We start from the raw sequence: 13,176 nt of genomic DNA on the forward strand, positions 1-13,176 counted from the left end.
TCCTACGACGTGAAGGAGTTCCGCGGCAGCCTCGTCGGCGACGCGGCGAGCCTGTACCGGGTGGACTGGGAGCCGCTCGCGAAATCGACTGCGGGCGTGGACCGATTGCCGGAGGTGTCCGGGCATACGACGGTGTGGCGGCCGATCGCCGCCACTGTTCCGGGAGCCGATGTCGGCAGTCCGGATTCGGTGCGCGCACAGGTGCACGGTGCGCTGGCGGCGGTGCGAGCGCTGCTCGCCGAGGACCGTCCGGCCGACGGGCGATTGGTCGTGGTGACGACCGGTGCCGTCGGCGTATCCGATGAAGCTCCCGATCCGGCCGCCGCGGCGGTGTGGGGATTGCTGCGCAGCGCGCAATCGGAGCATCCGGACCGCGTCATACTCCTAGACGAGGATCCGACCCGGCCCGCGGATTCGGAAGATATTGCGGCGGCGGTCAATTCGGGTGAGCCCCAGGTCGCCATCCGCGGCGGAGAACTGCTGGTACCCCGATTGGCGCGTGCTTCCTCGACTTCGGAGCGGGAAGCCCGGCCGTCGTTCGGCGCCGGTACCGTCCTGATCACCGGCGGCACCGGCGGACTGGGAGCCTTGTTCGCCCGCCATCTCGTCACCGCACACGGTGTGCGCCAGCTGGTTCTGACCTCACGCCGTGGATCGGCCGCCCCCGGCGTCGACGACCTGGTCGCCGAACTGACGCGGGCCGGGGCCACGGTCCGGGTCGTCGCCTGCGATATCGCCGACCGCGATGCGGTGGTGAAGCTGCTGGCGAGCATCACTCCCGACAATCCGCTCACCGCCGTCGTGCACGCCGCGGGAATCCTGGATGACGGCACCGTCGAATCGCTGACCACGGACCAGGTGGACCGGGTGCTGACTCCGAAGGTCGACGGCGCGTGGCATCTGCACGAGCTGACCCGCGAGCTGAATCTCACCGCGTTCGTGCTGTTCTCGTCGATCGCGACCGTGCTGGGTGCGGCGGGGCAGGGCAACTACGCCGCGGCCAACGGCTTCCTGGATGCCCTGGCGCAGCGGCGTCGGTCCGCCGGGCTGGCCGCCACCGCGCTGGCGTGGGGGCCCTGGAACCAGAGCGGCGGCATGACCGCCGGAATGGACCGCGCCGCGCTCGCCCGATGGCAGCGCTGGGGCCTGAGCGCGGTCGAGAACGCCCGGGGCATCGAGCTTTTCGATGCGGCGCTCACCCATTCGGACGCGCGTCTGGCTCCCATCGACTTCGATGCGAGCGCCCTGCGGCGTGAGTCCGACGTCGACGCCGTTCCGGCCGTCCTGCGCGGATTCGTGCGCCGTGCACCCCGCCCGACGCAACCGGCGGCCGCCGCGAATTCACTGGCCGCGCAACTGGCGGACGCGCCACCCGCGCGACGCGGCGAGCTGGTGCTCGAGCTCGTGCTCACCCAGGCGGCCGCGGTGCTGGGCCATGACTCGGCCGCCGATATCCGTGCCGACCAGCGATTCGACGAGATCGGCTTCGATTCCCTCGGCGGCGTCGAATTCCGCAACCGACTCGGCAAGGCCACCGGCCTGCGGCTGCCCTCGACGCTGGTCTTCGATCACCCGACCCCGGCGGCGGTCGCGAAACTGGTGCGAGCCAGCATCGAGCCGACCGTGAGCGAACCCGCCAAACCGGTGGCCCGCCGCCTCCGGGCCGACGAGCCGATCGCCATCGTGGGCATGGGCTGCCGGTTCCCCGGCGGCGTCCGAACACCCGAACAGCTCTGGGATCTCGTGGCCTCCGGAACCGACGCCACCGGCGACTTCCCCACCGATCGCGGCTGGGATCTCGAGCGGCTGTTCGACGCGGACCCGGACAAGCCCGGAACCGTCTACACCCGCCGTGGCGGATTCCTCTACGACGCGGGCGATTTCGACCCGGCCTTCTTCGGCATCAGCCCGCGCGAGGCCGCCGCCATGGATCCCCAGCAGCGGCTGCTGCTCGAGGTGTCCTGGGAAGCGCTCGAGGACGCGGGCATCGACCCGGATGCCTTGCGCGGCAGCGACACCGGAGTCTACGTCGGCGCGGGCTATTCGGGCTATGTCGACCGGGTGGGCGGCGACCTGGAGGGGTACCGGCTCACCGGCACCACAAGTTCGGTGATGTCCGGGCGCGTGGCCTACGTGCTCGGTCTGGAGGGCCCGGCGGTCACCGTGGACACTGCCTGTTCGTCGTCGCTGGTCTCGCTGCACCTGGCCTGCCAGGCCCTGCGCCAAGGCGAGAGTTCGCTGGCGTTGGCCAGCGGCGTGACGGTCGCGGCGAGTCCCTACCTGTACGTGGATTTCGCACGGCAGCGCGGACTTTCGCCCGACGGGCGCTGCAAGGCCTTCTCGGCGGCGGCCGACGGCGTGGCCTTCGCCGAGGGCGTCGGTGTGCTGGTGCTCGAACGCCTCTCCGACGCGAAACGCCTGGGCCACAACGTGCTCGCTCTCGTGCGCGGAACCGCGGTGAACCAGGACGGGGCCAGCAATGGATTGACCGCACCCAACGGTCCCTCGCAGGAGCGGGTGATCGCGGCGGCCCTGGCGAATGCCGGTCTGGCCCCGCGGGATATCGACGCGGTGGAGGCACACGGCACCGGCACGACACTGGGTGATCCGATCGAGGCCCAGGCGCTCATCGCGGCCTACGGACAGGACCGGGCGCAGCCGCTGCGGATCGGATCGATCAAATCGAATATCGGCCACACGGTCGCCGCGGCGGGCGTGGGCGGTGTCATCAAGATGGTGCAGGCGCTGCGCCACGAAACCCTGCCCAGGACACTGCATGCCGACGAGCCGAGCCCGCACGTGGACTGGTCCGCGGGCGCGGTGCGGTTGCTGACCGAGGCCCAGCCGTGGCCGAGCGGTGGCCGGGTGCGGCGAGCGGGGGTGTCGTCGTTCGGTGTGAGCGGCACCAACGCCCACGCCATCCTCGAGGAAGCGCCCGCCCGTCCGGCGGCCGTCGAGCCCGCGCGCGGTGACCGCCCCGCCCCGATGCTGCCGTGGCTGCTGTCGGCCAAAACCCCGACGGCTCTGCGAGCGCAGGCCGCGAAACTGCGGGACTGGCTGATCGACCACCCCGACACCGACCCGGCCGCCGTGGCGCACGCGCTCGCCACGACCAGGTCCCAGCACCGGTCGCGGGCGGTGATCCTGGGCCGCGACCGCGACGAACTGCTCGCGCGACTGGCCCGGCTCGTCGACGAATCTGCCACTGCCGGAGTGGTTTCCGGCACCGTCGGCGGCGGGAAGACGGCCTTCCTGTTCACCGGTCAGGGCGCGCAGCGGGTCGGTATGGGCGCGGGACTCGCCGCGGCCTTCCCGGTCTTCGCCGCGGCGCTGGACGAGGTGTGCGCGCGCTTGGATCCGCTGCTCGAATGCTCCTTGAAGGAGGTGATGTTCACCGGACACCTGGTCGACGACCGGGGAGTCGGTGACGACACCGGGATGCTGGATCGAACACGACTGACCCAGCCCGCCCTGTTCGCGTTCGAAGTGGCGCTGTACCGCCTCGTGGAGTCGTTCGGCCTCGTCCCGGATATGGTGCTGGGCCACTCGATCGGCGAACTGGCGGCGGCCCATGTGGCCGGGGTGTGGTCATTGGAGGACGCGTGCGCACTGGTCGCGGCGCGCGGGCGGCTGATGGAGGCGCTGCCGGAGGGCGGGGCGATGCTCGCGATCTCCGCCAGCGAAACCGAAGTCGCCACGGCGATAGCCGAATTCGGCGCGCGGATCTCGATCGCGGCGGTGAACGCGCCTGCCGCCGTGGTGATCTCGGGCGACGAGACGGCCGTGGCGGAAATCGACCGGCACTTCACCCAGCTGGGCCGCAAGACGAATCGGCTGCGCGTATCCCATGCGTTCCATTCCCATCGAATGGAGCCGATGCTGGCGGAGTTCGGAACCGTCGCGGCCGGGGTGACCTACGCGGAACCGCGAATTCCCCTGGTATCCAATGTTTCCGGCGAGACCGCCGGTGCGGAGATCCTCGAGCCCGGGTACTGGGCGTCCCAGGTGCGCGCCACGGTGCGTTTCGCACCGGGTGTCGAGAGGCTGGTGGCGTCGGGGGTGCGCCGATTCCTCGAGATCGGACCCGACGCGGTGCTCTCGGCGATGACGCGGCAGAGCCTGCCCGAGGACATCGAGGCTCGATCGGTGGTCGCGGCGGCCGCCCGCCGGGACCACGACGAGGTCGAACAGTTCCTGACCATGCTGGGTCAGGCGCACGTCGCGGGATCGGCCGTCGACTGGACTGGGCTGTTCGCCGACCGGCCGACACCGCGAATCGCCCTGCCCACCTACGCCTTCGAACATCGGCGGTTCTGGCTGGAGCCGAGCGTCTCAGAGCCGCGCAAGACCGAGGACCACGAGTTGCTCACCGGCGTGGTGCGCGTGGCGGACCGCGACGAGTGGCTGTTCACGGGGCGGCTGTCGCTGCGCACCCACCCCTGGATCGCGGACCACACCACCTACGGTGTGGTGCTCGTCCCCAGCGCCGCGCTCATGGAGATGCTGCTGGTAGCGGGTGCGCGCATCGGCTGCGACGGCGTAGCGGAGCTCACCCTCGAAGCCCCGATCCTCCCGCCCGCGGACGGCGAGGTCGAGTTGCAAGTGCTGGTGCGGGAACCGGATTCGGCGGGACGCAGATCGTTCACCTTCCACTACCGCACCGCCGCCGACGGCGACTGGACGCGCAATGCCAGCGGTGTCCTGAGCGGTTCGGAACCGATCGCCGACGACCTCATGGACCGGCTGCGCGGCGAGCCCTGGCCGCCCGTCGACGCGGAATCGGTGGCACCCGAATGGATTCCGGCGCAGGTCGCCCGAGTCGCGGGCTTGGAATACGGTGCCTCGTTCCTGGGCCTGCACGGCGCGTGGCGACGGGGCGACACCATCTTCTCCGAGGTCACGCTGAACCCGGACGTCCGCGCGGAGGGATTCCAGCTGCATCCGGCGCTGTTCGATATGGCGCTGCACGCCGGACTCGTCTGCCTGATCTGGACGGGGGAGGGCAATGCCGCCGAGGGCAAACTGCTGTTCCGCTGGGGTGCGACGCGACTGCACGCCACGCACCGGGTCACCTCGCTGCGGGTGATGGCTGTTCAGCGCGGTGCCGAGACCATCAGCGTCGTGGCCGTGGACCAGGACGGCAATCCCGTGGTCTCCGTCGACGAAGTCGTCATGCGCTCCTACGACGTCGAGCGGTTCGATGCCGCACGGGCGGGCGGGCGCGCGGCCCGGTACGGGCTGCGCTGGACGGCGATCGAGCAGTCCGGTGGCCACATCCCCACCGGGAGTGTGGCCGTCCTCGGAACCGCGCAGGTGCCCGGAATCGTGGAGAGGTACGCGAATCTCGCCGCGCTCGCCGCGGCTCCGGCCGTTCCCGATGTCGTCGTATGGGCCGAATCGGCACAAGCACAGCTCGATTCGACGGAGTCGGCGAGCGACCGGGTGAAAACCGCCCTGCGCACGGTGAACGGCTGGCTGGCCGAGGACCGCTGGGCGCGATCGCGGCTCGTCGTGGTGACCGCCCGTGCGGCCGTCGTGGCGGAGGAGACGCCGGATCCCGCCTCGGCCGCGGTCTGGGGTCTGATTCGCAGCGCCCAAACCGAGTACCCCGACCGCATCGCGCTACTCGACGCCGCTGACGCACAGCACCTTTCGGCCGAGACGATCCGAACCGCACTCGCCACCGGGGAGCCGCAGCTGGCGGTGCGGGGCGACCGCGTCCTGACACCGCGCCTGGAGCCGGTGACATCCACTGTCGGCGAGCGTGTTTCGTTCGGTACCGGAACGGTCCTGATCACCGGCGGCACCGGCGGACTGGGTGCGCTGCTCGCCAGGCACCTGATCACTGCGCACGGGGTGCGACGGCTCCTGCTGGTGTCCCGACGGGGCGAACAGGCCGATGGCGCAACGGAACTCGTGGCGGACCTCACGATCCTGGGTGCGGAGGTTCACGTCGCGGCCTGCGACGTCGGCGATCGCGACGCCGTGCGGAACCTGCTGGCGGACATCCCCGCGCAGTACCCCCTCACCGGAGTCCTGCACGCCGCGGGCGTACTCGACGACGGCACGTTCCACACGCTCACCGATCGGCAGATCGACCGGGTGTTCGCGCCCAAGGCCGAGGCGGCCCGGCATCTGGACGAGCTCACCCGCGACCTGAATCTGTCCGCGTTCGTGCTGTTCTCCTCGATCGCCGGCCTGATCGGATCGCCGGGACAGGCGAATTACGCTGCCGCGAACGGTTTCCTGGACGCCCTCGCCCTGCGACGGCGCGCCGCGGGGCTACCCGCGCTCGCACTCGCCTGGGGTCCGTGGCAGCCCGATCTCGGCATGACCGGTGCCCTGGACCGTCACGCCCTCGGCCGCTTGGACCGCATGGGTCTGATCCCCTTGGACCGCGCCGAGGGCCTGCGACTGTTCGACGAAGCGCTGACCACGGCGGAACCGGTGGTCGCACCGGTTCACCTGGACACCGGCAAACTGCGCCTGGCCGCGCACAGTGGTCCGGTCCCGGCGGTGCTGCGCGGGTTCGTGCGCACCCCCGCCCGACCGGCCGCCACCGCGACAGTCGAACCCTCGCTGGGCGATCTGCTGCAAGGCGTGGCGGAACCGAAGCGCCACCGGGTCGTCCTGGACCTGGTGCGCGAACACGTGGCCGCGGTCCTGGGCTACGCGTCGGCGGACGATATCCGGCCCGATCAAGGTTTCGACGAGCTGGGCTTCGATTCCCTCGGCGGAGTGGAGTTCCGCAACCGGCTGGCCCGGGTGACGGGGCTGTCGCTGCCCTCGACCCTGGTCTTCGACTACCCCACCGCGGGCGACATCGCGGGCTACCTGCTGGAGCGGGCCGTCGTGGCGCAACCCGCGCCACCCGCCGCGGCGGCGTCGGGCGAGATCGAGCGCCTCGAGGCCATGGTCGAGCGGATCATCGCCGCCGACGACAACGCCGACGCGACCGTCGCGGCCCTGCGCGGCATTGCCGAGCGGCTGCGCGCGCATCTGGGCGACACCTGGTCGGGCAGTGGCTACGACGACCTCGAATCCCATTCCGACGAAGAACTTCTGAACCTGATCGACGAGGAGTTTGGCCCCGCATGAGCAATCCGAGCACCAGCAACGAGGAACGCCTCAGCCGGTACCTGCGGAAGGTCACCGGAGATCTCCGCACCGCCAACAAGCGCATCCAGCAGCTGGAGGACCGGGCCGGGGAGCCGCTCGCGATCATCGGCATGAGCTGCCGGTACCCCGGCGGCGCCGACACTCCCGCGCGGCTGTGGGAGCTGGTGTCCTCCGGCACCGACGCGGTCGGCCCCTTCCCGGCCGACCGCGGCTGGGACCTCGAGCGGCTGTTCGACGACGACCCCGACGCGCCCGGGACCGTCTACACCCGCGAGGGCGGATTCCTATACGAGGCAGGCGAATTCGACGCGGGCTTCTTCGGCATCCCGCCCAGCGTGGCCGAGGCCATGGATCCACAGCAGCGGCTGTACCTCGAGGCCACCTGGGAGGCCCTCGAGGACGCGGGCATCGATCCGGCCACGCTGCGCGGCGGCGACACCGGGGTGTACGCGGGCGTCATCCACCAGGACTACGGTCCGCGCATCGGATCGCCGGGCCTGACCCCCGAGGCGGAAGGTCAGGCCTACCCGGGTGTTTCGGCCAGCATTCTCGCCGGGCGCGTCGCCTTCACCTTCGGATTCAAGGGTCCGGCGCTGTCGGTGGACACCGCCTGCTCGTCGTCCCTGGTCGCCCTGCACCTCGCCGGTCAGGCCCTGCGCCAGGGCGAGACCTCCCTCGCGCTGGTCGGCGGCGTCACCGTCATGTCCGATCCCGCCCTGCTGATCGCCTTCGCCCGCCAGCGCGCGCTCTCGCCCGACGCCCGCTGCAAGGCCTTCGCGGCGGTGGCGAACGGGACCGGATTCTCCGAGGGCCTGGGCATGCTCGTGGTCGAGCGACTGTCGGACGCCCGCCGCCACGGCCGCCGGATCCTCGCGGTCATTCGCGGCAGCGCGATCAACCAGGACGGCGCGAGCAACCGGCTGACCGCGCCGAACGGCCCCTCACAGGAGAAGGTGATCGCGGCGGCCCTCGCCAATGCCGGTCTGGCCCCGGCCGATATCGACGCGGTCGAGGCGCACGGCACCGGCACCTCGCTCGGCGACCCGATCGAGGCGCAGGCATTGATCGCCGCCTACGGCCGCGATCGCAGCGGCGATCCACTGCGCATCGGTTCGCTCAAATCGAATGTCGGACACACCTCCGCCGCCGCCGGGGTCGGGGGCGTCATCAAGATGGTGCAGGCGCTGCGGCACGAAATGCTGCCCGCGACACTGCATGTCGACGCGCCGACGCCGGAGGTGGACTGGTCGGCGGGCACGGTGCGACTGCTCACGGCCCCCGAACCGTGGCCCGCCGGCGAGCGGGTGCGGCGCGCCGGTGTGTCGTCCTTCGGGGCCAGCGGCACCAATGCCCATGTGATCCTGGAGGAAGCGCCCGCCGCGGCGGCTCCGGCGGAGACGGCCGACTCCGCGCCCGCCGCGCCGGTGGCACCCGGCTTCACGCCGTGGCTGATCTCGGCGAAAACCGAAGCGGGCCTGCGGGCTCAGGCGGACCGACTGCGGCACTGGGTGATCGCGAACCCCGACCTGACCGTCGACGACATCGGCTACTCGCTGCTGACCACCCGCGCCCGCCTGGACTGGCGGGGCGCGGTGGTGGGCGAGGACCGGGACGCGCTGCTGGCCGGACTCGCGGCGCTGGCCGAAGCCACCGACGCCGCCAATGCGGTTGCCGGGCGCGCTGTTTCACGCAAGGCCGCGTTCCTGTGCACCGGCGGTGGCGCGCAGCGGGTCGGCATGGGACGCGAGCTGTACGAGGCGTTCGCGGTGTTCGCCGCCACGCTGGACGAAGTCTGCGAGCACTTCGATCCACTGCTGGGCGGCTCGCTGAAGCGTCTGATGTTCACCGGTCGGTGGGGCGAGGACGGTTCCACCGACGCCGACACCAGCGTGCTGCACCGGATCGAGTTCAGCACACCCGCGCTGTTCGCCTACGAGGTCGCCCTGTGCCGGCTGCTGGAATCGTTCGGCGTGACACCCGATGTCCTGGTGGGACATTCGACCGGTGAGCTGGCCGCCGCGTACCTCGCCGGGGTGTGGTCGCTGCCGGACGCGTGCCGACTGGTCGAGGCGCGCGGTCGCCTCATGGGGCGGCTGCCCGACGGCGGGGCGATGCTGGCCGTAGCGGCCGACGAGCACGAGGTGGCCGAGGCGCTCGCCGAGCACGCCGGCCGCGTCTCCATCGGCGCGGTGAACGCGCCCGGCTCCCTGGTGGTTTCCGGCGACGAGGACGCGGTGGCGGCGGTCGAACGATGGTTCGCCGACCGTGGGCGCGAGACCTCCCGGCTGCGAATCTCGATCGCCTCCCATTCGCATCGCATGGACCCGATGCTCGACGAATTCGCCGCTGTCGCACGGGAAGTGACCTATCACCGGCCGCACACCGCGCTGGTGTCGAACCTCTCCGGCCGGATCGCGGGCGATGAGGTGCTGGCGGCCGACTACTGGGTCGCGCACATTCGCGGGACCGTTCAATTCGCCCGTGGCATTGACGCTTTGGTGGAATACGGCGCGCGGCGATTCCTCGAGATCGGGCCGGACGCCGTGCTGACCGCCATGACCCAGCAGTGCCTGTCGGCCGATATCGCGGCGCAATCGCTGCTGGCCGCCGGGGCGCGGCGCGGGCGCGGGGAGACCGAGCAGTTCCTGAACTTCCTGGCGGGCGTGTACACCAACGGCGTCGAGGTCGACTGGCGGGTGCTGTACGCGGCCCGCTCGGTTTCTCCGGTGTCGTTGCCCACCTACGCTTTCCAGCGTCGCCGCTACTGGCTCCCGCTCTCTCTCGGCCTCGCCGGTATCGAAGCGGCGGGCCTGGACGTGGTCGACCACCCCATGCTGGACGCGACCCTGCCGATGGCCGACGGCGGTGTCGTGCTGACCGGGCTGCTCTCGGAGCTGACACAGCCCTGGCTGTCCGACCACGCCATCCGGGAGGCCACGATATTGCCCGGAACCGGGTTCGTGGAGCTGGCCCTGCGCGCCGGTGCCGAGACCGGCTCGCCGGTCATCGAGGAACTGACACTGCAAGCGCCGCTGGTCTTTCCGGCCGCGGGCGGCGTGCGCGTCCAGATCGTGGTCGGACCCGCCACCCCGCATCGGCCGATCTCGATCTACTCCCGGGGCGAACACGACCATGACGGACAGTGGGTCCTACACGCCCGCGGTCTGCTGACCGACCGAACCGATACGCCCACACCCGAATCGGAGGTATGGCCGCCCACCGCGGCGGCCGAGGTCGACCTCGCGCACACCGTCCTGACACCCGACTACACCATGGGCCCGGCCTTCCGGAACGTCCGGGCGCTGTGGCGGCGTGGCCACGAGGTGTTCGCCGATATCGCCCCGGACCCCGAAACCGGCGTGCACAGTGCGGGATTCGGGATTCATCCGGCCCTGCTGGACGCGGTCATTCAGGCCGGACTGCTGGCCGGGGCGGTCGAGATCCCGGCGGGTCACGTGGTGCTGCCGTTCTCCTGGGAGTCGGTGTCGCTGTACACGTCCGAAGCGTCGGCACTGCGCGCGCATCTGACCGTCGACGGGGCATCGGCCGCGCTGCGGGTGACCGACGAGAAGGGACAGCCGGTGCTGTCGGGCACGGTGACGAGCCGACCCATGCCGGTCGGGCAACTCGCCGCGGCGAACGGCACCGCCGATGCGGTGTTCGAACCGGTGTGGTCACCGGCCGACCTCGGCGAATACCGCGCGGCGGATTCGAGCGTCGGTTGGTGGGACCGGCTGGTCCCGGACGCACCGGTACCACCGGTGGTGGTGGTCGAGGCCGGGACCGGGTGGAGCGACCGGACCGATATCGACGTGGTGGCCGAGACCCACGCCGAGGTCGCGCGCATGCTCGAGGTGGTGCAGGCGTGGCTGTCCGAGGAGCGGTTCGCCGCGCGCACCCTGGTGGTCGCCACCCGCGGCGCGGTCGCACTGCCCGGTGTGGACCGCACCGACCTGGCCGGTGCCGCGGTGTGGGGGCTGATACGGTCGGCGCAGTCGGAGGACCCGGGCCGAATCGTCCTGGTGGACAGCGACACTCGCATCGACGAGCGGCTGGCGGCCGGTATCGCGGCCGGGGACGAACCCCAGCTGGTCGTGCGCGACGGGATCGCGCACACCGCCCGGCTCGTCCGGCCCGCCACACCGACCGCCCAGGCCGATGCCACCGCCGCCTTCGGCGATGGCACGGTCCTGATCACCGGCGGCACAGGCGGTTTGGGGGCGGCCGTGGCCCGGCACCTGGTCGTCGAGTACGCCGTGCCCTCGGTGGTACTGGTCAGCCGCAGCGGCCCGAACGCGGAGGGCGCGGCGGCGCTGGTCGCCGAACTCGAGCAGCTCGGTGCGCAGGCGCGCGTGATCGCCTGCGACGTCACCGATTCCGGCGCGGTGGCCGAGCTGCTGGCCGACATCTCGGCGCAGCGGCCGCTGACGGGTGTCATCCACGCCGCGGGCGTGCTCGACGACGGCACCATCGGTTCGCTCACCGCCGGGCGGGTGGACGCCGTCCTGGCACCCAAGGTCGATGCGGCCTGGCATCTGCACGAGGCGACCGCGGAGCTGAATCTGGCGGCGTTCGTGGTCTTTTCGTCCGTGTCGGGCACGATCGGCGCGCCCGGCCAGGCCAACTACGCGGCCGCGAACACCTTCCTCGACGCCCTGGTCGCGCACCGCAGGGCACGCGGGCTGTCCGGTCAGTCGGTGGCCTGGGGGCTGTGGGCGCGCACCAGCGGCATGACCGGCGGCCTCGACGCCTCCGATGTGGCTCGGCTGGGTCGCGGCGGTTTCACCGCCATGCCCGATGAACAGGCCTTCGCGGGGTGGCGCGCGGCGCTCGAACGGGACATCTCGCACGCGGTGATCGCCGCGGTGGACCCCGCCGAACTGCGGGCACAGGCCGACAGCGGACTGCTGCCCGCGGTGCTGCGAGACCTGGTACCGCACACCGACCGTCGCCCACGCGGGACCCGACCCCCGGCGTCGGCACGGGCCGAGGCACCCGCGCTTCCGCCGGAGCGGCACGCGGATCTGCGGGACCGGCACACGGTGCTGGACATCGTTATTCGCCATGTCGCGGCCGTCCTCGGCCACGACGGTCCCGCCGCGATCGACCCCGAGCGCCCCTTCACCGACCAGGGCTTCGACTCCCTGGGCGCGGTCGAACTGCGCAACCGCCTGCAAACCGCCACCGGCCTGTCGCTGCCGCCCGCGGTCGCCTTCCAACACCCCACCGCGACCGCGCTCGCCGACCACCTCCACGAACAACTCGCCGACGGCCGGGCCGAGGACGTCCCGGCCCGCTCGATCGACACGGTGTTCGACGAACTGGAAGCCGTTCTGGCGAGCGGAGATTGGGACGATCCGGAGAAATCCCGGATCGCGACCCGATTGCGCGCCATGGCCGCCCGCTCCGCCACCCCGGTCATTCGCCGCGCCACCAAGGCCGATATCGAGGACATCGTCCAGGTCGTCGCCCGGGCCTTCGACGAGGACGACCCGGTCGAGGAATACGTCTTCCCGAAACCGGCGGTGCGGCACCGACGCGCCCCCGACATGGTGCGGCTCATGATCAAATACCGATTCCTGCCCGTCGACGGCGCGGCCGTGGCCACCGTCGACGGCAAGATCGTGGCCGCGCTGCTGTGGTATCCGCCGTACTACCGCAATTCGCTGTGGCGGGAGATGATTTCGGGTCCGCTGCTGCTGCGGGCCATGGGCGCCGCGACGCGCCGCGGCATGCACGTCGATGCCGCCATCGCGCGGGTGTCGCCCCCGCAACCCCACACCACGCTGGTCTATCTGGCCTGCGCCCCCGAATGGCAGGCCGCCGGTGTGGGCATGGCCCTGGCCGAATGGGCCGTCGCGGAGGCCGACGAGGTCGGCGCGACGGTCGGCGGCATCTGCAAGGACGCCAATCTCCCGTTCTACGAGGCGTTCGGCGGCACCTTCGTCACCAAGACCAGACTCGGACGCAAAGGCCCGGAAATGAATTACGTCCTGCGCCCCGCGGCAAGCGATATGGCTTCGTTGCCGCCGGGTGATCGGCCATTCCCATAAAGTG

At 71.3% G+C, this 13,176-nt stretch carries 1 protein-coding gene and 1 pseudogene; both read left to right on the top strand.

What is annotated here, in order from left to right; all coding sequences use genetic code 11:
* Positions 1 to 21: 21 nt before the first annotated feature.
* Positions 22 to 7,098: pseudogene (locus tag VMT65_RS27600) on the top strand (type I polyketide synthase); the annotation flags it as partial.
* Positions 7,095 to 13,172, top strand: coding sequence for a type I polyketide synthase (locus VMT65_RS27605; RefSeq protein ID WP_326311362.1), 6,078 nt, complete (start codon positions 7,095 to 7,097; stop codon positions 13,170 to 13,172). The pseudogene VMT65_RS27600 and the gene VMT65_RS27605, both read left to right, overlap by 4 nt.
* Positions 13,173 to 13,176: the final 4 nt, after the last annotated feature.

This window comes from Nocardia sp. CDC153, from assembly GCF_035818515.1.
Classification (GTDB): Bacteria; Actinomycetota; Actinomycetes; order Mycobacteriales; family Mycobacteriaceae; genus Nocardia.